We start from the raw sequence: 26,451 nt of genomic DNA on the forward strand, positions 1-26,451 counted from the left end.
ATTACATAAAAAATAAATATATAATACAAATTAGGAGGTCTTTCACATAGCTAAAGTAAAAAGTTCACATAGTAATAGGGGACTAGATTTTGAAGATATAATAAAAAAGAAAGCAGATGCATATAAAAAAGACGGCAGAGCATACATATATAAAATACCAACAGAATTTTCAATAATTAGGAATGGTGCAAGAATAGTAAGTGCTTTCCCTAAACAAAAATCAATTTGTGATTTTATAGGCACACTACAGTGTGGTCAAGCCATCACAGTTGAAGCCAAAAGCGTAGCTAGTAGTGTAACATCCTTTCCTTTTGCAAACATTGGAGACCATCAATTTGAGTTCTTTAAAGTATGGGAGCAATGTGGTGGATTAGGATATTATTTGATATGGTTTAAGGAAATTGATAAATGCTATCTTATAACAAGTGAAAAAATGCAAGAAACTAAAGATACAATAGGTAGGAAAAGCATCCCTTTAGCATGGTTTAGTGATATTGGTAATGCTACAGAGGTTATTGATTTTGAATTTATTGAACATATAGAAAAGAATTATAAAAAAAGGGTGTCATAATATGAAAAAATCAGATTTAAAAACAGGCATGTGGTTAGAACTTAGGGATGGGACATTTGGAATGGTATTGTTGGGAACAAATAATGGAGATATACTAAGTGGTCAAGCTTGGTTTCCTTTAGCAAGCTTTAATGAAAATTTAACTCATATAGAGGCTCAAAGCAAGGATGCTATAAAAATTTATCAACCCTTAACTAATCATTCATTTTTGTGTTTAGATTATAAGAATGAAATAAATATTCGTTATAATTTAGAAAAAATTTGGACTAGGGTTATAGAACAATAAAAAATAATTATAAAAAGGGGATTAAATTATGTTTAAAAAGAAAAAGATAAAATTATCATTTAACACAGTTTCAGCTATTATGGGGTCATTATTAATTGTAGGGGGTATTTTGCTAGGCATTTATGTCGGTGTGGTGGTAATGTTTATAGGTGGTATAGTTCAAATTATAGATGCGGTAAAAGCTACACCTATGATTCCGATGGATATAGCAATAGGAATAGCTAAAATAGTATTATGTGAATTAGGAGCAATTATAGCAGGTGTATTTATATTAATGGGTGGGATATTCTTGGCATCATAAATTTATAAGGGGCTGACAACCCCTATGTTAGAAAGAAGTTATCTGTATCATTGGTAACTTGTTTCTAGGATAGATAATATTCTAAGATTTCAATATAAAGGAGCTTATTAAATGAAAAAATTATATAAATTTTATAGCAGTTGTAATACCAGTGGCTCAGTAGAAGGAATATTCATAGCAGATGAAAAAATAATTAAGTCAGCTATTGGGTGTAATGTGTGGTTTGGAGAACTACTGGGTAAGAATAGTAACATCTATGGCACTTTAGAAAAAGAGGATTTAACCATAATAAACGTGTCTGATATTACAATCAATGAAATGGAAGAAGTTTTGGGAACAAATATCAGTGGCTATAATCCATTAGATTACATAACATATATTTGTAGCAGATGTGCAAAAAAGTTTTCTGTTAAAGAAGCTACTTTTTATATGAACAAAGAAGGAAATATCATATGTCATGAATGTTTAACTGATGGAGAAAAAGATATATTTGAAGAAATCTAAATTACTTATTAAAAACAATTATAAAATGTTGACAGCAATAAGAATTCATGCTATACTAGTAAATGTCGGAAGGATACAAAATAAAAAAGTTGAGAGGAGAAATTAATGGATGATGAAGAGAAACTGGTAATTGTAAAAGATTTTCTTAAAAAAGCAGAGGATAGCGGTGTTATATTTGATGATGATTTAGAACAATTTGCAGAATGGTTATATGAATAGTTTTAAACATAAAGAGTAATTATAAAACGACTTGACATAAAACACAAATTATGATATGATAATAGAGTAAGGAGTGGTCAGAATGAAAGGTACTAAACCAATTGCACGGGCAAGAAGCCCCACTTCAATAAGAAACAAATCAAAAAATATTTTAAACTATTAATAAAACATAAAAATAAAACAATAAGAGGAGAATGATTATACATATGGCTGAAAAATTATTTAAGAATGGTAGATTTGATTTTATAGGGGAATTAACTCAGGGTAAGGAAATACTTAGTGTGAAGAAATTATCTGATGCAAGTAAATGGTCAAGAACAAAGTTAAACATTGGGGTTAAGGATGATAGTAATGCTCAATTTGTAACTATGGAATACATACATACAGACACAGTAAAAACTTGTAAATTACTAGGTAAAGATGGAGAAATGTTTGATATCAACTTGGCAGATACTAATTTACCAAGCACTTTTGAAAAGACCTCTGATTTTGTAAAAATAATTATTGACTTAGAAACAGATTTTGATAAGAAGAAAGAATATACTAAGTTAATTTATAAGAAACATGCTCATGAGTTTAAAAAAGCAGAAGATAAAACACCCGAGGATGAAGTGGCAATTAAAGACTATGATGAACAAATTAGAGCAGTAGCTACAAACAGAGTTGAATTTTGTCATATTAAAGATGCAATAACATTCCTAAATCAAGCATTACCTCTATTCAAAGGTTATAAGATTAGAGCAACTGGTAATATAAAATCTAATTACTATGATGGAAAGAATAACCTTCAATATGTACCAAATTACATAGAAATAGTACCTGTTAGTTACGAGAACCAATTAAAAGCTTACTTAGATATCTTTTACGAAAAAGATTCTATTGATGATGATAAAAAAATGAAGAAATTCATTGTTAATGGATATGTTGGGGATAGAGTTAAAAGAGCAGATAAATTATATCCTCTAACTGTAGTAATTGATTACACTAATGTGGATGAAGAGATTCCCGAGCACGTAATGTTGTTAGACTTTATGAAAGACACCTTCAAGATAACAGATAAAAAACAAATGCATAAAATGGGTGTAGAAATTAATATTATTAACGGTAGTGAAAAATTAGAGTTTGATGAAAGCAAGTTAACAGACCAACAAAAACTAGCAATTACATTTGGAAAAAATAAATTAAGTGACTTCGCTCCAAAAGGAAATATATACGGAGATAGAATAACTGAACTAAGAGTTTCTAACGGTGATTTAAAGAATTATCCAAATGGTTCAGTGGAAGTATTTAAAGCAATAGATATTACAGATTACTTAGTTGCAGATGATTCAGATAAAAAGGCAGATACAACTAAAAAGGCAGATGCCGTAAAAGATGACGATACTGAAAAACCTGTAGAGTTGACAGAACAAGAAATATTAATGAAAAAATTATTTAATTCAAAATAGGGGGTAATCCCCCTTCCCTATACATAATAAATAAATATAAAATAATTTAAATTTGAAGGAGATTGATTATACATATGGGTAGAAGACAAATTGGTGAAATTAGACAAGTAAGTGCAAAATTTGAGGATTATAGCTATTTGATGAATGGTATTGGTGGAATAGGAAAAACAACTGCCGTAGTTGAAATGGGTCAGAAATTATTTGGTATATATGGATATTTGCACTTAACAATTGGGAAAGAACCAAAACCCGAACATATAGGTAATCTATGGTCTGATGTTGCAGAGACTTGGGAAGATGTAGAGGAAATTATAGACCAACTTTGTGATGATAAAGATAAGGGCTTTACAGACGGTAAATTCGACTATAGCAAGTTAAAAATGGTTGGAATTGATAGTACAGATGAAATATTTAGATTAGCAGAAGCAAGAGTAGTTGAAATGAATAATAAAAAGGTAAAAGACCCAAGTGATAAGGTAGACACAATTAAAAGGTGTTTTGGGGGGTATCAAGCAGGAGAAAACAAAACAGTTGAAATGGTAGTAGATACAGTTTTTAAATTAAGAGAACATGGAATTTGCCCATTCTTTATAGGACATACAAAATCAAAAAATAAGGTAGACCAAATGACTGATGTAGAATTTGAACAAATCACTTCTAACTTAGATAATAAATACTATACGGCACTTAAAGATAAAGTAAGTATGGTAATGTGTGCTTATACAGTAAGGGAAATGACAGACTTAGAGACAATGAAAGATGCATTTACAAAGAAAAATAAACAGGTTGGTAAAATTGCATCGGAAAAAAGGGTAATAGCTTTTAGAGATGAAGAGTTTGCAATAGATTTAAAATCTCATTTAAAATACATAGTTGATAAATGTGAATTCACCAGTGATAATATAATTGCTGAAATACAACTTGCTATTGGTAAGCAAATAGGAATTTATCCTGTACTTGACGGAACTGAGCCTTCTCCTGTGGTAGAAACTAAGAAAGATAGCAAGAAGGTAGAAAAGAAAGTTGAAGAGATAAAGGAGAAAATAATTAAAAAGCCTATTGATGAAAGTAAATTAAAGAAAGAAAAACTAGCTATGATTACATCTAACTTAAGTAAATTAGATATGAGTAAGCTTCAAGCTATCATGGCAGAATACACAATTATAAACTTTGAAGACCCTGCAACAATAGCAATGGATGCATTAGACAAAATAATAGCTTTAATAAAATAATACTTTAAGGGGTGAGGGTTATATCCCTTACCTCTATTTTTATAAAGGAGAATGATATCATGGCAAGAGCTTGTAAATGTAAAGTGTGCAGAGCAGATTTAAAGACAGATAATGCATATAAAGTTTCTAATGGTAAAATAAATAGCTATTACTGTACGAAAGAAGAATATGACAGTAATATCAAAGAATTACAAGACCAAGAAAAATGCTTTCAAACAGTTTCAAAAATACTTAATGAACCATTTACTATTCCAATGATGAAAAATGAAATAAATAAAATACATAAATATTATAGTTTTATTGTTATAGAAAGGACATTCTTGGATTTTGAAGATAAAATAAACTGGTGCTTAAATAATAAACAAATGAAGTCGGAATATGCTAAAACAAAATACATAGTTACAATAATTGCAAATAATATTAATAGTGTTCAAAATAAATATAAACAAGAGCAAAAGGATATGGCTAAATTATTTGAAAAATCAAAAATAGACATTGTTGATGTTGACATTATGAATATTCATGAAGAACAAAAATTAAAGACGAAAAGACCCGATATCAGCGACTTTTTAGATTAATGGAGGGAAATACATATGCATAACTTAAATGATAAAATTAAAAGAGCAGAGGGTATGTTATCGGGATTAATACTCAAAGACCCCAGTTTGTTAGAAGATTATTCTATAAATAAAGTATTGTTAAGTGAAGATGCTCTATTTTACATAGGTATGACAGAGAGGTTAGTAGCTAAAGGTATAGAAGTTATTGATGAAGTATCCTTTAGCACAGAAATTGAGGCATTAGGATTACTAGATAAATATACAACAATGGGTGGATATAATACCATAAAAGAATTATCAAACATAGTTGACATTAGGAATGCCGATTCTATCTTTGATGAATGGACTAAATGGAATTTAATAAAGAGATATAAAGAAAAAGGAATCTTAGATATTGATTTACATTGGGATAAAATATTAAAAATGAATAGCAGTCAAATAGTAGATTACATAGAATATCAAATCAGTGACATAGATATAAATATTTGTACGGACATAGAATTTGAAGATTTAGACTTAACAGATGCAGAAATAGACGATATCCTTAGCGGTGAAAATATGGGAATAAACTATGGAAAACACTGTCCAAAACTAAATTATTTAACTATGGGATTACCAAAAGGTGATTTGACAATGTTTAGTTCTTATACTAATGGGGGTAAAAGTTCCTTTGCAATGGCAAATATAATAATTCCTATTGCCGAACAAAAAATAAAAACTTGTATTGTAGCAAATGAGCAAAGGTCAATGGTTTATAAAATGCTCCTACAAACATATGTAATAACTGAAAGATTAGATTACTGGAAATTAACAAGGAAAAAGTTCAAAGCAGGAACTTGGAGTGATGAAGATAGAGAAATGGTGGAGAAAGCTAGAAAGATTATAAAAGAAGAATACTCTCCATATATTAAATTTGTTAAACTCTATGATTATGATATGGGAAAGGTAAAAAAAGTAGTGAAAAAATTATCTAAAACAGGGTTAGAAGTCCTATTGTATGACACAATGAAATATTCGGGTGAGGGAGATGCTAATACTTGGATGTCTCTTATTCAAGATTCTAAAGATATATTCCAAATATGTTCTAAAAACAATATTGCAGGAGTAATCACATTTCAGCTATCCCCGTCATTAAAAAATAAAATACGAATCATTGATAATGAATGCTTAAGTAATGGTAAGCAAGTAGCAGAAGTATTTTCTGAAATGATTGGTTTTAGAGATTTATGGGATGATGAATATGAGGGAGAGCCATGTGATATAAAACCTTATAGATTAAAAAAAGATTCTCATGGAAAATTCACAAGTGAAAAAGAAATGGTCACATTAAATAAAGATAAAAAATATAAAATATTCTTCCACTTCAAAACAAGAAATGATGAAGTAGGAACTGCAATAATATATGAATTTATCGGATATGCAAATAAGTGGAATGAAATAGCTACATGTTCTACTGTTTCAAGTAAAAATCGCTTTTAGGATAGGAGAATAGGAATCCTATGATAGTAAAAATTAAAGAGGCATTATACAACCAAGAAGATAAGCTAAAAAGCATACTAGAAGACATTGGGTGTCAAAACATACATAATATATCAGATATTGAAATTAGATTTGGCATGGATGATGAAGGAACAGGTAGTGGAAATAAGTTAAGAATAGATACCTTAAGTTATAGAAGTTTTAGTAGAGATGGCTTTGGAGATATTTTAACTTTAGTTGCAGATGTTAAAGGAATCGAACTAGGTGAATCAATTAAATGGTTGGCTAACAAATTGAATATAAAAAAAGGTTATACGGACACAACAAATATAAAATTACCTTTTGATGGATTCTTTAAAGGCTTTGGCAAAGCAAAAGAAGTTGATGAAACTCCTCCACCTGTATATAGTGAAATAATTTTAGAGGAGTACCTTAGATATGGTGTAAGCAACTTATTTATACAAGATGGTATTAGTGCTATTACACAAGAAGCATTCACTATAGGTTATGATATTGTGTCAAACCGAATAACTATTGTTTGGCGAAATGAAATTGGTGAAATTATTGGAATTATGGGTAGAAAAAATAGAATAGAAATAAAGAAAAAAGAACTTAAATATTTGCCTGTTATAGATTTTAGAAAGTCATGTACTTTATTCGGGCTATATGAAAACTATAAATACATATTAGAGAAAAGTATTATTATAATTGTAGAAAGTGAAAAGTCTGTGTTGAAAGGCAGAGAATTGGGGTTTTATAATGTTGTAGCCCTAGGGGGGAATAATATTTCACCTAGACAAGCTAAATTAATTAAATCTATGGGTTGCAATGTAATAGTAGCTTTAGATGAAGGAATGCCATTAAGCCATGCCACGGAACAAGCTTATAAAGTTCAAGTAAATAATGTATTCTTTTCTAATGAAGTGAATGTAGTAGATATGTGTATGTCTTCTAATCCATATATTACACAAGAGAAAGTGTCAATGTTGGATTTAGATAGAATTACAATAGATAAAATAATGGTAGAGCATTTAATATATATTGACCCATTATAAATAATTATAAAATGATTAAGATAAGGAGTGCATTAAATGGATTATAAAATAAAAGTACCTCAAGAAAAATATGAGGAAGAAGATAACATTATAACTAAAATATTAAAAATTAGAGGTATCGAGAATAAACAGGATTTTTTATATCCTTCCGAGAAATACACCCATTCGCATTGGGAGTTATCAAGTATGAGAGAAGCAGTTGATTACATAATAGATGCAATAGAAAATAATTGTAAAGTGGGGATATATGGAGATATAGATGCCGATGGAGTAACTTCTTTAGCAATAATATATCATTACCTTATAGCTCATGGGATTACACCAATATTATTGTATCACCAAAGAGGTGAGGGTCATGGCGTTATAGTAGATAAAGTCCCAAAAGATTTAGATTTATTAATAATTGTGGATAGTAGTTCTAATTGTGTAGAAGAATGCAAAGAACTATCTGAGGATATGAACATAGTCATATTAGACCACCATGAATCAGATGTATTAAATAGGTTTGCTACTATAGTAAATCCACAATTCAATGATTATCCTAATAAATTTTTATGTGGGGCAGGGGTGTGTTACAAAACCTGCCAAGCTATTGATGAAGTAATGTGTACTACTTATTCAGAACCATTAATAGATTATTGTGCCGTAGGAATGATTGGAGATATGATGAATGTCAGTAATTTAGAAACAAGGCATTTAATAATGAAAGGGTTATTTAAAATACATAATAATTGCAGTTTACCATTGCAACTAATATTAAAACACTTGAAGAAAGATTTTAGACCAAATTCAACAACTATATCCTTTTACCTAGTCCCATTTATAAATTCAATAATAAGGCTTGAACATATAGAAGATATTATAGCAATCTTGACTTCAAATGATGAAAAATTCATGAAAGCTATGATTAAAAAATGTGCCAAATTAAATGAAGAAAGAAAAGTAATTCAAGCAAAGATGTTAAAGGAAGTAGATAAAGATTTAGATACTTCTCACAAAGTAATATATGCAATAGCAAAATCAAAGGATGGTAATTCTACTTTGAATGGATTAGTGGCAAATAATATTATGAAAAAGTATCAAAAACCAACCTTTATATTAGGGGAATTAAGAGATAAAAGTACCATTCATAAGGGTAGTGGTAGAAGTTTGGGAGATATTGATGTAAGAGTGTTAATGAATAAATCTAAGTTAGTGGTTAGTGCTGAGGGACATCAAGGTGCTTTTGGGGTTGAAATTGAAGAAAGTAACCTAGATGCCTTAATGTTATATCTTGATGATGAACTTAAAGATGTAGTATGTGATACAAGCCTTCAAGTTGAGATGGAATTGAAACAATCTGACATTACATGGGAATTCCTTAAAGATTTAGAGAAGATAAGTTTTATTGTAGGAGAAGGATTCAAAGAACCTTTATTCTTATTAAAATGTATGTTTAAAACTGATGTAAAAGTAATGAAAATAGTTCATGTTAAATTAACGGCAGGGGAATTCGATTGCATGAAATTTAATATAGAGCAGGATGAAGTAGATAAATTGTCAAATGCTTTTTGTTTTGATACTATAGGGAGTTTAGCAGTTAATTCTTTTTACAATTTTGGAACAAAAATAATGACTAAATCAAAGCAAATTTTAATGAGTGACATTCACATATATTAGACACAAAGGAGATTGACAATATGGAAAAAATATATCAGAATTACCATAAACATACAAGCTATTCCAATGTTTATACTAAAGATAGCCCCTTAGTTACAAATGATTATCTTGTCAAAATGAAGGAAATAGGTGGAAAACAAATATATAGTACAGTGGAGCATGGCTTTCAATCTCCTTATTTTAGAGTTTATGATGAATTAGAGGAGTTTAACAGAGCAAATGAAACAGATATAAAATTTATATTTGGAGCAGAAGTCTATTGGGTTAAGGATAGATTGAGTACAGATAGGTCAAATTGTCATATGGTCTTATTGGCAAGGAATGAAAAAGGTAGAAAAGCTTTAAATAAAGCCATATCAATTGCTAATAAAACTGGATATTACTATAAACCAAGATTAGATTTAGAATTAATTCTAGGTTTACCTAAAGATGATGTATTTGTCACTACTGCCTGTTTAGCATTTTGGAATAAGTATGAGGATATGAATGAGGTTGTATTGAAACTAAATGAACATTTTACTCATTTCTATTTAGAGGTTCAATCAAATCATACTGAAAGGCAAGTAGAAGTAAATAAAAATATTTTAGCCTTAAGCGTTATGTATAATATACCTTTAATAGCAGGAACAGATAGCCATGTAATTGATAATAGTCAACTTGCAGATAGAGATGATTTATTGAAAAGTTCGGGTATTGCATATCCCGAGGAAGATGGATGGTTTATGGATTTCCCTAGCTATGATACATTCTATAATAGGTTTGTAGAACAAGGGGTCTTATCAGAGGAACAAATAACTAAGGCTATAGATAATACAAATATAATACTTGATTTCGATGATATCATATTAAATAGAACAATGAAAATGCCTACTCTATATCCTAATCTTAATCAGACCGAAAAAGATAAAATATTTATCCAAACTATTTTTGAACTATGGGATAAAGAAAAAGAAAAGATACCTCAAGAATTACATAAGCAGTATACTGATGAAATTGTCAAAGAAATGAATGAAATTTTAGGTTGTGCTATGTGTGACTATTTCCTGTTTAACAAGAAGGTTATTGAATTAGGTATTGAGAAATATGGAGGTGAATTAACTCAGAGTGGTAGAGGTAGTAATGTAGCCATGTATTTAAATAAGTTATTAGGATTTACAAATATAGATTGTATTTCCGCTCCAATAGATATGTATTCCGAACGTTTCTTAACTAAGGAAAGGGTATTAGAGTCTAAAACTCCCCCCGATGAAGATTATAATGTTACAGATAGGATTCCTTTCTTACTTGCCCAAAAGGAAATACTAGGAGATGATAGATGTTATGACTTAATATCATTCGGAAGATTACATTTGAAGTCTGCATTTAAGATGTATGCTAGGGCAAATGATGTTGATGCTCAAGTTGCAAATGATGTTTCTAAGCAAATTGAGAAATATGAGAAAGCCGTTTTATATGCAGAAGATGATGAAAAAGATGATATTGATATGTATGACTACATCGACAAGGAAGAATTTGGACATATTATAGAAGGGTGTCAACGTTATTTAGGTATCGTGGATAATAGAAAGTCTCACCCATGCTTTACTAAAAATGAATTAATTACAACAGATAAAGGATATAAAAAAATTAAGGCTATTGTATTAGGCGATAAGGTGCTAACACATAATAATAAATTTGAAAAAGTAATGAAACTAATGGATAGAGAATCTAATGATATATACAATCTAAAAGCTATGGGTTCTTTAGGAATAGAAGTCACAGGAAATCATCCTATGTTAGTTGGTAGAAGAATAAAACCTAAAAATAAAATGGATTTAAAAGTTGATTGGATTCCTGTCTCAGAATTAAAAAAACAAGATATGATGGCAGTTGCAATTAATAATAATTCAATTATACCTTGTAATGATTTTGACTTACCTTTTGACAATAAAGATTTTTGGTGGATAATAGGAAGATTTATTGGAGATGGATGGTATGAAGAATTTGCTAGATTAAGTGGTAAATGTGAAGGAGATATAGTTAAACGAACGATAATATGTTGTGGTAAAGGAAAGAATGAATTAGAAGATATTAAATCAAAAATTGGTAACATGTTTGAATATAGGGTTCAAGAAGAAACTACTACATATAAAATAATTATAAAAGGGAAAGACATTCATGAATACGTTAAAACCTTTGGTAAATATGCATATGGCAAAAGATTTACAAATGATATTCTTGACTTGCCCATAGAATTGTTAAAAGTATTTTTAGAGGGATACTTTAGTGCAGATGGACATTTGACTAAAAAGGGTTATCAATCATTAAAAACAGTAAGCAAAGAATTAGCATTAGGTGTAGTAGCTTGTGTAAATAAAGCTTATCATATGCCTTGTGGAATTACATACATAGCCCCTAAAGTAGAATACATAGAAGGTAGAAAAGTTAATTCTAAAGAAAAATATGATGTTAAATTTAAATATGTAGTATGTAAAAAAGACAGGGCTTTTTATAAAGATGGTTATATATGGTGTCCCTACTACAGTAAAGAAAAATTAGATAAGACTGATACTGTATATAATATTGAAGTTGAAAATGACCATTCTTATACAGTTAATAATCTTGTTGTACATAATTGTGGTTCAATCGTGGCTAGTTGTGATATAGAGGAAGAAGTGGGTATAGTCCTATGTAAATCCGAGACAACTAAGAAGGAAGTCTTAACTGCTCTGATAGAGAGTATTACAATAGATGCCTTTGGTTGGTTAAAAAACGATTTTCTTATAGTGGATAGTACAAGAATAATCAATTCAGTATATAGAAGAATTGGTATGCAACCAATAGAAATAAATGATTTATTAAAAATTATAAAAGATGACAAAAAGGTTTGGGATATATATGCAAATGGACATACTCAATGTATCAATCAATGTGAGAAAGAAAAAACAACTCAAAAAATGATGATATATAAAGCCCGAAATATCGTGGAATTAACTCAATTTATTGCAGGAATCAGACCATCATTTAAATCTTTATATTCATACTTTGAAAAAAGACAGAGATACCAATATAACATAAAAGCATTGGATACCTTATTACAAAATCAGTATTGTGATTCATCCTTCATATTATTTCAAGAAGATTTAATGAAGATACTGGCTTTTGCAGGATTCGCCATGAAAGATACATATAATATAATCAAAGCAATATCAAAGAAAAAGAAGAAGAAAATAGCAGATGTTAAACCTAAATTTATAGCTACCTTTGCTCAAAAAATCATTGAAACAGGGGATGCAGATAATGAGGAAGATGCTCTTATCCTTGCTCAAAAAGTATGGGGTATAGTGGAGGATTTTAGTTCATATGGGTTCAATTCTCCTCATGGATTCTCTTATGCCATAGATAGTGTAACTCAAGCATGGCAGAAAGCTAATTATCCATATGAATTTTATGAAGTGGTATTACAACGCTTTACAGACAAAGGCGAGAAAACTAAAGTATCACTGATTAAAAAGGAAATGATACACTTTAATATTAATTTAAAACCTATGAAATTCAGAGATGATAACCGAGGATTCACGGCTTATAAAGAAAAAGGTTATATAACACAACCATTAAATAGCGTTAAAAATATGTCCAAAGATGCACCACAGATACTATATGATATGAAAGATATAGAACTGGAAAGTTTCGTAGATTTATTATCCCATATGATGTGCAATACTAAGCTTAATAAGAAACATATTGAGATATTGATTAAGTTGGATTATTTTTCTGAATATGGTGATATTAATTACCTATTAGGCATCTATACAAAGCATCAAGAATTATACAAAAAAACTTATGTAGAAAAAACAAAGATAAAACGTACCATAGAAATTAAAGAGTTTATAGAGACATTAACAAAACACACAACTTCTATAATTGATAGAATTAAATTTGAAATAGAATTGGTCGGGTATACAGATTTAAAAGATAGCTCTTTTGATGAAAAATTGGTCATGGTTACTAATTTAGAATTTAATCAGTATGGAACGCCTTTTGTTACACTATATAATATATCAGTAGGCTCAACTTTATATATTAAGGTCAATAAAACGAATTATAATAAAAAACCTTTTGAGATAAATGACATGTTATACCTTGTTTTAATCAAAAATGATAAGAAATTTTGGATTAAAGATAGGGATGAATATGAGAATGTATTACATAATTATAGAATGGTGGTAGAATAGATGAAATATACAGAGAAACAAATCAAGGAATTATTATCTACTATAATTATGCTTGTAGATACTAGGGAGAAGGATACTTTTATCATGGAGTGTTTTGATAAGTATGATATAAAGTGGAAGAAGTATAAGCTATCATATGGAGATTATTCAGTTATGCTACCACAGAACCTTAAGTTAGGTATTCTTGAAGATACCTATTTTGATTCAAAATTTGCTATAGAGCGGAAAAACAGTCTCAATGAACTGGGAGTAAATATAAGTACAAATAGAGATAGATTTAAAAGGGAATTTGAGAGGTGTAAGACCCAAGATGGTAAGATAATATTAATGATAGAGGAGAATACTTTTGGGGATATAGTGAAGCATAACTATAGTAATAGAATAGAACCAAGTTCTTTTCTAGCTTTATTACATTCTTTATCAATTGAATACAATATACCCTTCATATTTGTTGATAAGGATGTTTCTTTTGTATTCATATACCATACCTTCAAATATTACATGAGAAATGAATTAAAAAATAATAATAAAATAGAGATTGACAAAACAAAAGAATAGTTATATAATAAAGCCATAAGAGTTGCGAAAAATTCTTGTGGCTTTCACATTAAAAATAATTATAAAAGGAGATTTAAAGAATGGAAGAAATAATTAAAATGTATTGTACCAAAACACATGGAGAATATATTAAAGGTATTAATTATAAATGTTTACATACACATTGGAAAAGCACCAGTGATGAATACTATGAAATATATTATGGAGAGAATCGTTCTTTTGCAGAGTTAAATAGAGATTATTGCGACTTAAATTATTTTATAAAACTCGATTGTTATATAGAATTAGTTTTAACAGAACAAAAATACATATATAAATTATTATCTAAATTATTTAAAGTTAATATAAATAAGACTTATCAACGAACACAATTATTCATAATAGAATATGCAGACAAAGATGTTAAAAAACTTATTGAGGAAAAAATATTAGCTCCTATTGAAGAAATTAAAGGGAATGACTTATTCTTTATGCATCAAGAAAAAATCTTATATATCATAGCCCAATTAAATAAAATAAATGATTTCACAGAATACATAGATATAAAAGATAGGATTGATAATTACAATGAAATAATAGGTAAAATAGCTAAAAATATTATAAAATTAGATAATGAAGGTAAACGCCAAAGTGATGAAATATCAAACGAAAGAATAAAAACATTTATAAAGAAGGAAGATGTTTTGTTGAATAAGTGGAGAAATAGCTTAGATAATATAGGTATGTAAGGAGTGTTAAAAATTGAAAAATAAAAACTTTATAAAAATTTGGAGTATGGGTATAGTTACCGTCATAGTCCTTGTAGGGATTAAATTCTCACTTGTCTATATGAATAATCTTGAACTAAAATATAATCCTCCCAAAAAAGTTGAAGTAAAGGTTGAGCCGAAAATTAAAACATTTAAACTATATGGGGTTAAACTAGTGGCGAAGAATAATAGTAATGGAAGATATACGGGTAATTTCTTATCATTTTATGATAAAGTAAGAGATAATGTTATTATATTGAAAATTAATAGCTATGAAGTTTGGAATATGTATTGTGTGGGTAATACAGTTGATGTTGAGTATAATGAAAACTCTTATATCGAAAACATTAAGATAAAAGAATAAAAAATAATTATGAAATGACTTGATTTAATTGATTTAGTATGTTATTATAATAATAGAAGTTAGGAAGGAAGTGAGGGAACATGAGACTTTGAAATAAATTTTAAATAAAAATAGTATAAAAAATAATAATAAAATGGACTAATAGAGGATACTAAATTTATTTAACAATGTATCCTCAAATATAAAATAAAGGCTAACTTAATTAGCCTAAATTGAGAAAGTGACAAGTAAATCTTATTTCAAATAAGTTTTGTAATACTCTCAATAAGGTAACGGTGCGAAACAGAAGTATACATAGAAACATATACATATTCGCACACGTTGAAATTGTTAACACAAAGTCCGTTAGCACATTCATTATTCAGTATATTTGTAACTAAGAAAGTAGATTCACATAATCATAGGTTGTGTACATTGATATTACTGTGTTTGATACATATGGAGTTACAATCTATATATGAGTATAAAATGTAAGGAGGTTCTAATATAGTAGAATTTCAAAAGCAGTCGTTACAATCTGTATATGAGTAGTATATTTAAGGTGATGGAGTTACAAAATTTAAGAACTTGCACCTCCATAACATAAATTTAAATATAAAAACTATGAATTTAATAAATAAACAATATAAATCAAATAATAAAGAAGGTGATAAGATATAAAAAATCAATATAAAATAAAGGGCTATTCAGAGTCCTAAATTGAGTAGTAGCAACGTTGGAGGTTTAATACATATTAATTTATCAAATAAACTCTATAGACCGTTGAAAACCCTCAATAAGCCTTCTAACCATTTCGGTTGGTAAAGCTTCTTACAAAAAGCAGTAGTTATGCGAGGTGTAAGGGAATATATATTTAAGGAATGGCTTAAAGTCATAGATAAAGACTTAACATGATATATATTTGAAGTTAAGGGTCGAATTTGCATAGTCTTTTTATAGTTCAATAAGGAATTAACATGATATATATTTGAATCTATGTAATATTAAACTATACATATAAAGCAAATATTGTTAGGACTTAACATGAATATATTTGAATCTGTACAAATATTATTAATATAAGACATTAAAAGGAGCAAATAAAATGAATAAATGTATAAAAGTAATTTTAAATAAATGTATAAATATAGATATAAAAGAAGCTAAGAAAATAATCAAAAATATGAGTTATCTTTCTTGTAAAGCTTCTAATAAAGCAATAGATATGTGGAAACAACACTCTTTAAATATAATGGAACTAAAAAGTAATGATAAGAATTTCAATCAAAAAGAATACGAACAAGCTACATATGGTAAGAATTATAAAAATGTAATTGAGGGTTATATGAAAGAAATAATGAATATCTGTAATACTAGCAATGTAAGCACATTACATCAACAACAAGTACAAAATGATTGGAAAAGATTAAGAAAAGATGTGCTTAATTATAGGGCTAATTTACCAACGTATAAATTAGATACTCCTTGTTATCTAAAAAACAACAATTACAAACTAAGAAATCACAATGGTTACTTTGTAGATATTTCATTATTTAGTATGAAAGGTTTAGAACAAATTGGTCAGAAGAAAGGATATCAATTACAATTTGAAATTGACAAAATGGATGGGAATAAGAAATCTACAATAAATAAATTAATAAATAATGGATATAAACAGGGTTCTGCTCAACTAAAAATATCTGATAAAGGTAAAATTGAACTGATTATGTCTTTTTCATTTGAAGCTAAAGAATCTAATTTAGATGAAAATAGAATATTAGGAATTGACTTAGGAATTGTAAATGTTGCAACAATGGCAATATGGGATGGTAATACCCAAGAATGGGATTGGGTAAATTACAAACATAATATATTAAATGGACAAGAGTTAATAAGATTCAGACAAAAACTATTTAATATGGGCATGAGTGAGTTTGAAATGCAAAATGAAGTATATAAACAAAATCAAAAAATACATCAAAAGCAACTAAACAAACATAATATAGGAGCTATAGATGGTTTAGAATTAGTAAAATATAGAGATACAATAGATAAGAAAAAAAGAGAAATGAGCATAGCTAGTAAATGGGTAGGAGAAGGTAGAGTAGGACATGGATATAAGAATAGAATGAAACCATTAGAAAAAATAAGAAATAAGGCTAGTAATTTTGCAGATACATTTAATCATAAATATAGTAAATATATAGTTGAGTTTGCTATAAGAGGTAACTGCGGAGTAATACAAATGGAAGATTTGAGTGGAGCAACTAAAAACACGCATGGTAAATTTTTAAAAGATTGGAGTTACTATGATTTGCAAACCAAAATAGAATACAAAGCAAGGGAAGTGGGAATAGATGTAATTTATGTAAAACCTCAATACACTTCTAAAAGATGTAGTAAATGTGGGAATATCCATACAGATAATAGAGATTGTAAAACTAATCAAGCAAAATTCAAATGTATGAACGTGACCTGTGGGCATGAAGAAAATGCAGATATAAATGCCTCAAAGAATATTTCAATTCCATACATAGATAAAATTATTGAAGAGTATATAAAAGAAAATGATATATATAAGAATAAAAAATAATTATAAAGTAAAAAGGAGGGAGTTGAATGAAAATTTTAATGTATCATACAATATTTAATTTAGTTGCATATATTGGGTTTGCAATTACTACTTATAAACTTACCCCGAAGTTATGGGATAATGGCTATACGGAAACAGATTGTGGATTTATGTTTATCTTTGCACCTTTTGCAATAGTAGTTCCATTCTTCAATATTTTTATGTGGTATGTATTAATAACGGGCTATATTTGGGAGTTAAAGGCTAAAGAAAAGATAGAAAACAAGGAATTACAAGAAAAGATTGATGAATTAGTAGATTTTGCTTATGCATTTGGAACTATGTCTTATCATAATAAACGGATATGCCAATCAGTAGAACTATTAAAAATCTATAACAAGTATAATGAATGTAATAATAAATTAATAGAACTTAAACAATCCAATTACGTGACAATTCATGATATACATAATAAAAAAGGTGAAGAATTATTCTTTAAAACAATGGTACTGATTAAGGAATGCTATGATAAAAATACAATAAAATTTTGTGAAGAAGATATATTAAAATCACTAACCTCATTAAATAAAGCATTACAAGCCCAATTAATCACTTATGAAAAAGAATATAATATAGAACAAAACTCAGCAAAAACAGTATATGCTTCACGATTTTCTAAGCTACAAGAGGAGTTAAGAATTGCTAAAGAATTTTCAGATACATATAATAAGGATGGTGAAAAACAATGATTGTTGCTATCTATTGTCTAATATGCTTAACACTATATATTATGTTAGCTATTTTAACATTGAACATGCATCCTAATCCCCTATGGACACAAAAAATGAGCAAGTTCGACAATCTATTCATGTTAGTAATTACATTCCCAATATGCTCGCTAATACCCATTGTAAATATGATTTTTTATTTTGCATTAATTGAAGATATATTGGATGAAGCCAAATCAAAAAAGATTTCTAAAAAAAGAGCATCTAAAAATAAAGTTGATGATTTGGAAGACTTTGCTTATCACTTTGGTAGTAAATATTGGAATCGTTCACACTGGGAGGGAAATGAATTTTTGGGTGATGTTAATGCTAGATACTATTATTGTCTTAGCATAATTAATAATTTGAAAAGTGAAAAATATAAAACAATTAATGATATGCATAATAAAGGAGCAGAGGGCTTATTCATTGAAACTATGGCATTAATTAAAGAATGCTATGAAAAGAACACTATGATGCTCTGCCAAACAGACATATTGGAATCTTTAATATTATTGAGTGATAGTTTGAAATTAATAGAAGGTAGTTATGAAAATGAATATATTATAACTTTAAATTCAACAAAACAAATATATAAAACTAGATTTTCTAAACTAAATGAAAAACTTAAAACTTCCAAAAACTTTTCAGAGATATATAATAAGGAACAAATATAAAATGGACAACAGAAAAATGTTATGGCTTAAAGGTGAAGAAATGATTAAACAAATGAATCGTTGGAAAAACATAATGCAGAATGAATCTAAGTTTACTCAAGCACAAATTGATAATTTTACTATTCAATCATCAAAAACTATAGTTGATATGGGGCTATTCTCATATGCTATAGAGGATTATATGACAGATAATTTAAAATAAACTATAAATGGAGTTGATATAAAAAATGTATAAGGGACAAATATGTGTTGTTGATTTTATATTAAAAGATAATAAAGGAGAATTATGGGATTGTGTTATATTTGATAAGGATGAAAAAGGTCAAATGTCTATACAAGATGAAAATATAATCCATAAAAGGTTAACTGATAAGAATAGAGATTTTACATTCCAAAATAGATGTACTCATGGATATATGAGTGCGGGGGCTATCAAAAGATTCAGTATTCATTTAATTAATGGGAGGGATTTTTAATAATGAAAATAGGATACATAAATCAAACAATAATAGATTCTATAAGAGGAAATATATTATATGGTTATGAAAAAGGACTTAAAGTTGAGGTAATTGCAGAGTATGAGGATACGACAATAATTGGTGATAAAGTTACATTAGTTAGATTAATTGATGAAGATAGAGATAAATATATGGATGGTTATTATGATTATGAATCTATGTTTAATTCATTGCAATTGATTGTAAGTTGTAAAATTGATGTAGAAATAGATATTGAACTACAAGCCCGATTGAATGAAGGGACTAGATTAAGTAAAGAAAGTCTAAAAGAAGGGGAAGAGAATAAACTTAAAAAAGAAAATGGAGACTTTAATCATTGGGAACATAAATGTTTAGATGCTATGATAAAGTGGGTAATATCCGAAATTAAAATTAATGAAAACAAACAGGGGGAATTATAATGAAAAAAGCAATATTAGTATTATTTATAGTTGGAACAATGGTATTAGGTGGATGTAATAATGGAGTTAAAGAAAATGGTGGAACTATGGAATTAAACTTATCCAAAGGTGAAAAATTAGTCAATGTTACATGGTCTGATAGTAACCTATGGTATTTGACTAAACCAATGATTGAAAATGATAAGGCCGAAAGATATGAATTTAAGGAAAAAAGCAATCTAGGTGTTTCTCAAGGAAAAGTAATTATACAAGAGGCTAAATAAAATTTAGGAGGAGATTTAAATGAAGATAGAAGATAATAGAGTAATAAAAAAAGAACAGGCTAATATAGGCGATATACTTGTAACAGAAAAAGGTGGTAAATATTTATTAGTACAAAACATGTGTGGTGAATGTGAATATCCTATTGCACTTCTAAATATAAACACAGATAATATAGAAATGATTACAACTAGAACTATATTTTGTGTTGGTAAAAGTTTGTCAGATGACTATATTAAGGAAATAATTCCTAAAAATAAAATTAAAATAATAATAGAATAAGGAGTAATACATATGATTAATGTTTTTATATTTGGTGGCAGAGATTTTAACAATTATGAATTACTAAAAAGTAAGTGTGATTTAATATTAAAAGATATAACAGATGATATAACTGTAATATCGGGAAGAGCTAAAGGGGCTGATAGTTTAGGGGAGAGATATGCAGTAGAAAAAGGTTATAAAACAGAATATTTCCCTGCTCAGTGGGATGATTTAGAAGCTACTCCTTGTAAGATTAAATATAACAAATATGACAAACCTTATAATGCTTTAGCAGGGTTTAATAGAAATAGAGATATGGTGGACACATCTGATATAGCAATAGGCTTTTGGGATGGTCTAAGTCATGGAACTAAGGACTCAATTGAGTTATGCAAAAAGAAAGGAATAAGATTAGAAGTAGTTAATTATTAAATTATATTAGGATTAAAAATAAATCAGTTTAAAATAGGAGGAATTATTATTATGTCAAAACTAGAAATACTAATGAATGTATTACAACTTATAGGTGGAATAGTCCTTTCAATAGGGTATTATCCTCAAATAAAAAGAACCCTAAAAACTAAAAGTGTAGGGGATATTTCACTTGCTTATTATGTGAATATATTTATAGGAGTTTTCCTTATGGAATGTTATGCCTTCTATAATTTTATAACGGGTAAAACGGCAATGTTTTTTGTAACAAATTCTATTGCTCTTGCATGTTGCACAACCATGATGATATTAGTTGCAAAGTATAGAGATAAAAATAATAAATAGGAGGAATTCAAATGAATAAGTTATTTTTAGATACTGAAAAGATTAAATTACCAATCCATAATATATTAATTATATTAGCCAAGGTAATCCATGATGAAAAATATGATATTGCATACATAGACACAGATGATAGTGAGGTAGATATAGCATTCATCAATAAAGAAGAGGTCAATGGAAATATAACACTAGATAGTGGTAAAAAAATATTTATAAAAATGAATGATACTAATGAATGTATTAGATTATTCACTACTTTAAGTAATGAACTTTTAAAGTTGTAAAAAGTGGAGGTATACAATGAAAATACCATTCAAAGAAGCATTAAAGGTCGGCTATTCATGTATCATTCAGATTTTAGGGACAATAACATTTTGGAGTTTTATCCTTGTTGCTCTATTAGGCGGTAAAATATACTGGATTAGTTCAGAAGGTTTACTTGTTAAAATAGCTAAGTTACTATTTTAATATCTATAAAAGATTGACTTTATAATTATTTGTGATACAATAAACTCATGGGTTAAAAGAACTCCCAAATAAACAAGAAAGGAAAACTATATGCTAAATAAAACATGTTACTTTTCAGAATTCCTAGATATATTGGAAAATCCTCAAGACCACTTATCAGAAGATGGGATTAATTTATTATATGATTTAACAGAGGAAAAAAATTTAAAAGGTGTTTTAAACTTTATACACTGTGAAATTCAAGTTCATAGATTTGAAAATCATAAATGTCCCGATTGTGGAGAAGATTTTAAAACAAATACATATCAAGAGAATAGAGGAGATTGCCGAGGACAACCTTGTTCAGAATCTATATATTATAATGAATGTGATTGTGGTTGGAATAATAAATCTGATTAGAAAGGGGGAATAATATGAATAAGAGGGTGAGAACAGGACTTAGTATGTTTCTTATGTGTAGTTTAATAATAGGTACAAGTGTGGGTACACAAGCTGATACATATAAGTTTGAAGGAAAAATAATAGAAAAAAGCAATATAAGTGTAAAGGATATGGATTCAGATTATAACAAATTTTTAAAAATAGTAGAAAAAAATGATGTTAAAATTAAAAAGAACAAACTTGAAAAGGAAGCAAGAGTACTAAAGCAAAAGAAAGAAGCATTTGAAGCTAGAAAAAATAAAATTCAAAAACAGAATGCTCTATCCAAAGGTCGAGATGTAGAAAAGATAGAATTTACTTTAACTTTTTATACAGATGCAGAAGAAGAGAACTCAAGTGCAGGTGGCGTTAATTGTAAAGGAAAGACTTTAGAAGAGGGTATGGTGGCAAGTAATGTCTGGAAACTTGGCACTAGGATTAAATTAGAAGGGTATGGCGAAGTTTATGTTGCAGATAGAGGTGGCAGTCATTTTGATAATAGAAGAAGACTGGATGTATTTGTGGCTAAATTATCAGATGAAAATAATAGTGAATATTATAGAAGGGTTTCAAACATGGGCAAACCAAAAGTTAAAGGATATATTATAAATTAAAACATAAAAGATAATTATAAAACATTTGACAAATATATATGGTTATGTTATACTAAAATAGTTGAAAGCATGTTATTTAAAAGCGTTCAACAAACAATGAAAGGTAGGTAATAATATGAATATAATAAATGATGACAATTTTACAGATATCAATGAGAAACAAGGGCTAATCCTAATAGACTTTTGGGGGACATGGTGTAATCCATGTGAGAGATTATCTCCTATTATAGAACAATTAGAACAAAACTATGGCATGATTAAATTTTATAAAGCAAATATAGAAGAAAACCTTAAGCTAAGAAAACAATTTAGAATAATGAGCCTGCCAACCATTTTATTTATACAAAATGGTAAAACAGTAGAAAGATTATCCGATTTTAGAGAATATGAAGAATTAGAAATTCTTATTAAAAAATACATATAAATTAATAACATTGATTAGATATAAAAAACAAATATAAAACACACGGAGGTTCAATTAATGAAAGATATGAATTTAAAAGATTTAATAGTTAGAAGATATACAAAGGAACTAGAAGGGCAAACAAAAAAGTCGGTATATGATTTATTCAAGTGGAAAAAGGTAGATGTATCAATTAAGGATTACAAATTAGGCACAATGATATATGAAGGTATTGATTTAGACTTTCCCGAGGATTATTCTCAACATGCTTGTGATATTATTGCTTCAAAATATTTTAAAATGGCAAATGTTCAAAATGATAGAGGATATGAATATTCATTAAAAGAAGTAATACATAGAATGGTTAAATTTTGGGTAGAAAGTGCTACAGATGAAAAATTAATAACTGTATCAGAGGGAGTCATATTATATGATGAATTAGCTTATATGTTCTTAAAACAAATGTTCGCTCCAAATTCTCCACAATGGTTTAATACTGGTCTTAAATATTATCCTTCAAATGAAGAAACTGATGGTAATTTTTACTATAATACAGATTTAAAGAAAGTTGTCCAATCCAAGGATAGATATACAAGAACTCAAGCAAGTGCATGTTTTATTATAGGAATAGAAGATAAACTATTAGGAGCAAAATCTATATCAGAACAATATGTTACAGAAACAAAGCTATTTAAAGGTGGTTCGGGTACAGGAAGTAATTTCTCAGTTCTAAGAGCAAAAGGTGAAAGATTAAGTGGTGGAGGAGTTAGTAGTGGTGTTATGACTTTCTTAAAAGGTTATGATGCTAATGCAGGAAGTATAAAAAGTGGTGGAACTTTAAGACGGTCTGCTAAAATGAACCAATTATTTATTGACCATCCCGAAATAATGGATTACATAACTTGGAAATCTAAGGAAGAAGAAAAGGTAAGAGCATTAGGTAAAATGGGATATGATACGTCATTCGGAGGAGAAGCCTATGAAACAGTAGCAGGCCAAAATGCTAATAATACAGTTAGAATGACAGATGAATTTATGTATAAGGTAGATGAATATGTAACTAAAGGAATTGATAGTAAATTTGAATTAAAAGGTAGAGTAGATAGTAGTGTTAATAAAATTGTAGATGTAAGTACATTATGGGATGCATTTGTTTCCTCTGCTCATGATTGTGCTGACCCTGCTCCTGCTTTTGATGGTACTTTTAATGCTTGGCATACTTGTCCTCGTGGAGAAGATGGAGAATACAATGCTCCACATAATAGGATAAATTCTACAAATCCTTGTGGAGAATATGCATTTTTAGATGATACGGCTTGTAACTTAGCAAGTATAAATATTCTTAAATTTTATAATGAAGAAACTAAGATTTTCGATGTTGAAGGATATAAACATTGCATAGGATTATTACAAATTATGCTAGAAGCTTCAATCCATTGGGGTCACTTCCCAACAGAGGATGTAGCAAGAAGAACCCATATGTTTAGGACTACTGGATTAGGAATTGCAAATTTAAGTGGACTATTAATGACAATGGGATTGCCTTACGATTCTGAGGTAAGTAGAAATCTTGCAAGTTCACTAACATCTATCTTGACAGGTCAGTCATACTTTACCTCTTCATTAATGGCTAAAAAAATTGGGGCATTTGAGAAATATGATATTAATAAGGATGATATGCTTAAAGTAATAAGAAATCATTCAAGAGTAAGCAAAGTAATTAATAGTAACTATGAAGGATTAAACTATTCTCCTATTGAATTAAATCATCAAATATTATTAGAACTCAATTGGATTAACGTTTCTGATTCAGTAAAAACATGTTGGATAAATGCTTTAGGATTTGGTGAGTTATATGGATATAGAAATGCTCAAGTAACTGTAATTGCACCAACAGGAACAATTTCATTTGCTATGGATTGTCAAGCTACATCAATAGAACCTTTCTTTAGTCATGTAGCTTACAAGAAATTAGCAGATGGTGGAATGATGATTATGGTTAATCCATTAATGGAAAAAGCTTTATTTAACCTTGGATATAATAAAATAGAAGTTAAAGATATTACAGATTATGTATTAGCAAAAAATACAGATGGCATGATAAAAGATGGTAAATTAGAAGGTGCTCCTCATTTGAAGGAAGAACATTTGCCAATATTTGATACTGCTAACAAATGTGGCACAGGAAACAGATACATAAAACCAATGGCACATGTTCTAATGATGGCTTGTTTAACTCCTATGTTATCGGGTGCTATTTCAAAAACTGTAAATTTACCGAAAGGTACTCTAAAACAAAAAGTCTCAGAAATATTCCTACAATCCTATAAATTAGGTTGTAAAGGAATTACTATTTACATAGATGGTTCTAAGGTTTGTCAACCACTTAATAGTACAATTGATGGTGAGTTTGATGTGATGTATGAAGATATGTCGTATAATGATTTAATTAAAAAGGCATATGAATTGGAAAAACAAATGAATAAACCACGTAGAGATAAAATTAATGGAATAAGAAGAGGAACAACACACCCTGCCGAGGTTGCAGATATTAAAGTCTATACAACTGTAAATAGGCGTGAAAACGGTGAAATCTGTGAAATCTATATTACCACAGATAGAGAAGGTGGAACTATTACAGGATTATTGAATTCCCTTTCAAAATCAATATCTGTAATGCTCCAAAATCACGTTGCACCAATAGATATAGCTAATATGTTGAAAGGTCAGAAATATGAACCAAATGGTTTTGTTAGTAGACACCCAAATATTAAATACTGTGATAGTATTTCAGATTTAATCAGTAGAATAATTGAAATGGAAATAGGAGATTATTCAAGGTGTCAAGTTAAACCAATTGAAAATATAGTTAAGCCTATAGTGGTTCTTCCAATAGAGAAAGAAATAATTATAAAACAAGAACAAATAACTGAAATTGAAAAACCAAAAGGCAAAAGGCTTTATGGAGAAATTTGTTCTAATTGTCATAGTGATAAACTTGTTCAAAATGGCACTTGTAAAGTATGTTTGGATTGTGCAACTACAACTGGTTGCTCTTAAACTACTCTAGTAAATAAATTAATGGGGGAGCAGTAAGCTCCCCTATATTTTAAAAACGTAAAATACATAATTAT

The 26,451-nt window shown here is 28.6% G+C and carries 30 protein-coding genes; all 30 read left to right on the forward strand.

Annotated features, from left to right (window positions below; translation table 11 throughout):
• Positions 1 to 46: 46 nt before the first annotated feature.
• Positions 47 to 571 carry a Holliday junction resolvase RecU gene (locus tag Ctaglu_RS16705; RefSeq protein ID WP_125003753.1) on the forward strand — a complete coding sequence of 175 codons (525 nt, stop codon included), beginning with the start codon at positions 47 to 49 and terminating at the stop codon, positions 569 to 571.
• Position 572: 1 nt separating this feature from the next.
• Positions 573 to 857 carry a hypothetical protein gene (locus tag Ctaglu_RS16710; RefSeq protein ID WP_125003755.1) on the forward strand — a complete coding sequence of 95 codons (285 nt, stop codon included), beginning with the start codon at positions 573 to 575 and terminating at the stop codon, positions 855 to 857.
• 28 nt (positions 858 to 885) lie between these two features.
• Positions 886 to 1,158, forward strand: coding sequence for a hypothetical protein (locus tag Ctaglu_RS16715; protein ID WP_125003757.1), 273 nt, complete (start codon positions 886 to 888; stop codon positions 1,156 to 1,158).
• A 111-nt stretch (positions 1,159 to 1,269) separates the two neighbouring features.
• Entirely contained in the window at positions 1,270 to 1,662 is a 393-nt protein-coding gene (locus tag Ctaglu_RS16720; RefSeq protein WP_185732765.1) for a hypothetical protein, read from the forward strand.
• A 425-nt stretch (positions 1,663 to 2,087) separates the two neighbouring features.
• Complete coding sequence (locus Ctaglu_RS16725; RefSeq protein WP_125003759.1) at positions 2,088 to 3,329, forward strand: hypothetical protein; 1,242 nt, start codon at positions 2,088 to 2,090, stop codon at positions 3,327 to 3,329.
• Positions 3,330 to 3,403: 74 nt separating this feature from the next.
• Complete coding sequence (locus Ctaglu_RS16730; protein ID WP_125003761.1) at positions 3,404 to 4,561, forward strand: DEAD/DEAH box helicase family protein; 1,158 nt, start codon at positions 3,404 to 3,406, stop codon at positions 4,559 to 4,561.
• A gap of 59 nt (positions 4,562 to 4,620) precedes the next feature.
• A complete protein-coding gene (locus Ctaglu_RS16735) occupies positions 4,621 to 5,139 on the forward strand; it encodes a YorH family phage-derived protein (RefSeq protein WP_125003763.1) in 519 nt (172 codons plus the stop codon).
• Between the two features lie 15 nt (positions 5,140 to 5,154).
• A complete protein-coding gene (locus Ctaglu_RS16740) occupies positions 5,155 to 6,600 on the forward strand; it encodes a hypothetical protein (RefSeq protein ID WP_125003765.1) in 1,446 nt (481 codons plus the stop codon).
• Between the two features lie 20 nt (positions 6,601 to 6,620).
• Positions 6,621 to 7,655: a hypothetical protein gene (locus tag Ctaglu_RS16745; RefSeq protein ID WP_125003767.1), complete on the forward strand. Its 1,035-nt coding sequence runs from the start codon at positions 6,621 to 6,623 to the stop codon at positions 7,653 to 7,655.
• A 36-nt stretch (positions 7,656 to 7,691) separates the two neighbouring features.
• Positions 7,692 to 9,314 carry a DHH family phosphoesterase gene (locus Ctaglu_RS16750; protein ID WP_125003779.1) on the forward strand — a complete coding sequence of 541 codons (1,623 nt, stop codon included), beginning with the start codon at positions 7,692 to 7,694 and terminating at the stop codon, positions 9,312 to 9,314.
• Positions 9,315 to 9,334: 20 nt separating this feature from the next.
• Positions 9,335 to 13,528 carry a PHP domain-containing protein gene (locus Ctaglu_RS16755; RefSeq protein WP_125003781.1) on the forward strand — a complete coding sequence of 1,398 codons (4,194 nt, stop codon included), beginning with the start codon at positions 9,335 to 9,337 and terminating at the stop codon, positions 13,526 to 13,528.
• Positions 13,529 to 14,086 (forward strand): ERCC4 domain-containing protein, encoded by a 558-nt coding sequence (locus Ctaglu_RS16760; protein ID WP_125003783.1) that lies wholly within the window; start codon positions 13,529 to 13,531, stop codon positions 14,084 to 14,086.
• A gap of 80 nt (positions 14,087 to 14,166) precedes the next feature.
• Positions 14,167 to 14,814, forward strand: a complete 648-nt coding sequence (locus Ctaglu_RS16765; protein ID WP_125003785.1) for a hypothetical protein — start codon at positions 14,167 to 14,169, stop codon at positions 14,812 to 14,814.
• 13 nt (positions 14,815 to 14,827) lie between these two features.
• A complete protein-coding gene (locus Ctaglu_RS16770; RefSeq protein ID WP_125003787.1) occupies positions 14,828 to 15,199 on the forward strand; it encodes a hypothetical protein in 372 nt (123 codons plus the stop codon).
• A gap of 1,084 nt (positions 15,200 to 16,283) precedes the next feature.
• Positions 16,284 to 17,771, forward strand: coding sequence for an RNA-guided endonuclease InsQ/TnpB family protein (locus tag Ctaglu_RS16775; RefSeq protein WP_125003789.1), 1,488 nt, complete (start codon positions 16,284 to 16,286; stop codon positions 17,769 to 17,771).
• A 26-nt stretch (positions 17,772 to 17,797) separates the two neighbouring features.
• Entirely contained in the window at positions 17,798 to 18,499 is a 702-nt protein-coding gene (locus Ctaglu_RS16780; protein ID WP_125003791.1) for a hypothetical protein, read from the forward strand.
• A 95-nt stretch (positions 18,500 to 18,594) separates the two neighbouring features.
• Positions 18,595 to 19,194 carry a hypothetical protein gene (locus tag Ctaglu_RS16785; protein WP_125003793.1) on the forward strand — a complete coding sequence of 200 codons (600 nt, stop codon included), beginning with the start codon at positions 18,595 to 18,597 and terminating at the stop codon, positions 19,192 to 19,194.
• Between the two features lies 1 nt (position 19,195).
• On the forward strand, positions 19,196 to 19,396 hold the full coding sequence (locus Ctaglu_RS16790; RefSeq protein WP_125003795.1) for a hypothetical protein: 201 nt from the start codon (positions 19,196 to 19,198) through the stop codon (positions 19,394 to 19,396).
• Between the two features lie 25 nt (positions 19,397 to 19,421).
• Positions 19,422 to 19,670: a hypothetical protein gene (locus Ctaglu_RS16795; protein ID WP_125003797.1), complete on the forward strand. Its 249-nt coding sequence runs from the start codon at positions 19,422 to 19,424 to the stop codon at positions 19,668 to 19,670.
• Between the two features lie 2 nt (positions 19,671 to 19,672).
• Positions 19,673 to 20,113: a hypothetical protein gene (locus tag Ctaglu_RS16800; protein WP_125003799.1), complete on the forward strand. Its 441-nt coding sequence runs from the start codon at positions 19,673 to 19,675 to the stop codon at positions 20,111 to 20,113.
• Complete coding sequence (locus Ctaglu_RS16805) at positions 20,113 to 20,376, forward strand: hypothetical protein (protein WP_125003801.1); 264 nt, start codon at positions 20,113 to 20,115, stop codon at positions 20,374 to 20,376. Before Ctaglu_RS16800 ends, Ctaglu_RS16805 begins: the two co-directional genes overlap by 1 nt.
• A gap of 19 nt (positions 20,377 to 20,395) precedes the next feature.
• Complete coding sequence (locus tag Ctaglu_RS16810) at positions 20,396 to 20,656, forward strand: hypothetical protein (RefSeq protein ID WP_125003803.1); 261 nt, start codon at positions 20,396 to 20,398, stop codon at positions 20,654 to 20,656.
• A 12-nt stretch (positions 20,657 to 20,668) separates the two neighbouring features.
• The gene (locus Ctaglu_RS16815) at positions 20,669 to 21,070 is read left to right on the forward strand and encodes an SLOG family protein (RefSeq protein ID WP_125003805.1); all 402 of its coding nucleotides are present in this window, start codon (positions 20,669 to 20,671) and stop codon (positions 21,068 to 21,070) included.
• 51 nt (positions 21,071 to 21,121) lie between these two features.
• Positions 21,122 to 21,415 carry a SemiSWEET family sugar transporter gene (locus Ctaglu_RS16820; protein WP_125003807.1) on the forward strand — a complete coding sequence of 98 codons (294 nt, stop codon included), beginning with the start codon at positions 21,122 to 21,124 and terminating at the stop codon, positions 21,413 to 21,415.
• An 11-nt stretch (positions 21,416 to 21,426) separates the two neighbouring features.
• Positions 21,427 to 21,696 carry a hypothetical protein gene (locus Ctaglu_RS16825; protein WP_125003809.1) on the forward strand — a complete coding sequence of 90 codons (270 nt, stop codon included), beginning with the start codon at positions 21,427 to 21,429 and terminating at the stop codon, positions 21,694 to 21,696.
• A gap of 16 nt (positions 21,697 to 21,712) precedes the next feature.
• Positions 21,713 to 21,880 carry a hypothetical protein gene (locus tag Ctaglu_RS25275; protein WP_185732767.1) on the forward strand — a complete coding sequence of 56 codons (168 nt, stop codon included), beginning with the start codon at positions 21,713 to 21,715 and terminating at the stop codon, positions 21,878 to 21,880.
• Positions 21,881 to 21,970: 90 nt separating this feature from the next.
• Positions 21,971 to 22,279: a hypothetical protein gene (locus Ctaglu_RS16830; protein ID WP_125003811.1), complete on the forward strand. Its 309-nt coding sequence runs from the start codon at positions 21,971 to 21,973 to the stop codon at positions 22,277 to 22,279.
• Between the two features lie 14 nt (positions 22,280 to 22,293).
• Positions 22,294 to 22,914 carry an RlpA-like double-psi beta-barrel domain-containing protein gene (locus Ctaglu_RS16835; protein ID WP_125003813.1) on the forward strand — a complete coding sequence of 207 codons (621 nt, stop codon included), beginning with the start codon at positions 22,294 to 22,296 and terminating at the stop codon, positions 22,912 to 22,914.
• A 115-nt stretch (positions 22,915 to 23,029) separates the two neighbouring features.
• The gene (locus tag Ctaglu_RS16840; protein WP_125003815.1) at positions 23,030 to 23,338 is read left to right on the forward strand and encodes a thioredoxin family protein; all 309 of its coding nucleotides are present in this window, start codon (positions 23,030 to 23,032) and stop codon (positions 23,336 to 23,338) included.
• Positions 23,339 to 23,395: 57 nt separating this feature from the next.
• Entirely contained in the window at positions 23,396 to 26,377 is a 2,982-nt protein-coding gene (locus Ctaglu_RS16845) for a vitamin B12-dependent ribonucleotide reductase (RefSeq protein WP_125003817.1), read from the forward strand.
• Positions 26,378 to 26,451 lie beyond the last annotated feature (74 nt).

It is taken from the genome of Clostridium tagluense, assembly GCF_003865095.1.
GTDB classification, from domain to species: Bacteria; Bacillota; Clostridia; order Clostridiales; family Clostridiaceae; genus Clostridium_AD; species Clostridium_AD tagluense.

Coding starts and splice junctions, on each gene's coding strand:
- Ctaglu_RS16710 (WP_125003755.1), top strand. CDS start 573: ATGAAAAAATCAGATTTAAAAACAGGCATGTGGTTAGAACTTAGGGAT.
- Ctaglu_RS16715 (WP_125003757.1), top strand. CDS start 886: ATGTTTAAAAAGAAAAAGATAAAATTATCATTTAACACAGTTTCAGCT.
- Ctaglu_RS16720 (WP_185732765.1), top strand. CDS start 1,270: ATGAAAAAATTATATAAATTTTATAGCAGTTGTAATACCAGTGGCTCA.
- Ctaglu_RS16725 (WP_125003759.1), top strand. CDS start 2,088: ATGGCTGAAAAATTATTTAAGAATGGTAGATTTGATTTTATAGGGGAA.
- Ctaglu_RS16730 (WP_125003761.1), top strand. CDS start 3,404: ATGGGTAGAAGACAAATTGGTGAAATTAGACAAGTAAGTGCAAAATTT.
- Ctaglu_RS16735 (WP_125003763.1), top strand. CDS start 4,621: ATGGCAAGAGCTTGTAAATGTAAAGTGTGCAGAGCAGATTTAAAGACA.
- Ctaglu_RS16740 (WP_125003765.1), top strand. CDS start 5,155: ATGCATAACTTAAATGATAAAATTAAAAGAGCAGAGGGTATGTTATCG.
- Ctaglu_RS16745 (WP_125003767.1), top strand. CDS start 6,621: ATGATAGTAAAAATTAAAGAGGCATTATACAACCAAGAAGATAAGCTA.
- Ctaglu_RS16750 (WP_125003779.1), top strand. CDS start 7,692: ATGGATTATAAAATAAAAGTACCTCAAGAAAAATATGAGGAAGAAGAT.
- Ctaglu_RS16755 (WP_125003781.1), top strand. CDS start 9,335: ATGGAAAAAATATATCAGAATTACCATAAACATACAAGCTATTCCAAT.
- Ctaglu_RS16760 (WP_125003783.1), top strand. CDS start 13,529: ATGAAATATACAGAGAAACAAATCAAGGAATTATTATCTACTATAATT.
- Ctaglu_RS16765 (WP_125003785.1), top strand. CDS start 14,167: ATGGAAGAAATAATTAAAATGTATTGTACCAAAACACATGGAGAATAT.
- Ctaglu_RS16775 (WP_125003789.1), top strand. CDS start 16,284: ATGAATAAATGTATAAAAGTAATTTTAAATAAATGTATAAATATAGAT.
- Ctaglu_RS16780 (WP_125003791.1), top strand. CDS start 17,798: ATGAAAATTTTAATGTATCATACAATATTTAATTTAGTTGCATATATT.
- Ctaglu_RS16785 (WP_125003793.1), top strand. CDS start 18,595: ATGAGCAAGTTCGACAATCTATTCATGTTAGTAATTACATTCCCAATA.
- Ctaglu_RS16790 (WP_125003795.1), top strand. CDS start 19,196: ATGGACAACAGAAAAATGTTATGGCTTAAAGGTGAAGAAATGATTAAA.
- Ctaglu_RS16795 (WP_125003797.1), top strand. CDS start 19,422: ATGTATAAGGGACAAATATGTGTTGTTGATTTTATATTAAAAGATAAT.
- Ctaglu_RS16800 (WP_125003799.1), top strand. CDS start 19,673: ATGAAAATAGGATACATAAATCAAACAATAATAGATTCTATAAGAGGA.
- Ctaglu_RS16805 (WP_125003801.1), top strand. CDS start 20,113: ATGAAAAAAGCAATATTAGTATTATTTATAGTTGGAACAATGGTATTA.
- Ctaglu_RS16810 (WP_125003803.1), top strand. CDS start 20,396: ATGAAGATAGAAGATAATAGAGTAATAAAAAAAGAACAGGCTAATATA.
- Ctaglu_RS16815 (WP_125003805.1), top strand. CDS start 20,669: ATGATTAATGTTTTTATATTTGGTGGCAGAGATTTTAACAATTATGAA.
- Ctaglu_RS16820 (WP_125003807.1), top strand. CDS start 21,122: ATGTCAAAACTAGAAATACTAATGAATGTATTACAACTTATAGGTGGA.
- Ctaglu_RS16825 (WP_125003809.1), top strand. CDS start 21,427: ATGAATAAGTTATTTTTAGATACTGAAAAGATTAAATTACCAATCCAT.
- Ctaglu_RS25275 (WP_185732767.1), top strand. CDS start 21,713: ATGAAAATACCATTCAAAGAAGCATTAAAGGTCGGCTATTCATGTATC.
- Ctaglu_RS16830 (WP_125003811.1), top strand. CDS start 21,971: ATGCTAAATAAAACATGTTACTTTTCAGAATTCCTAGATATATTGGAA.
- Ctaglu_RS16835 (WP_125003813.1), top strand. CDS start 22,294: ATGAATAAGAGGGTGAGAACAGGACTTAGTATGTTTCTTATGTGTAGT.
- Ctaglu_RS16840 (WP_125003815.1), top strand. CDS start 23,030: ATGAATATAATAAATGATGACAATTTTACAGATATCAATGAGAAACAA.
- Ctaglu_RS16845 (WP_125003817.1), top strand. CDS start 23,396: ATGAAAGATATGAATTTAAAAGATTTAATAGTTAGAAGATATACAAAG.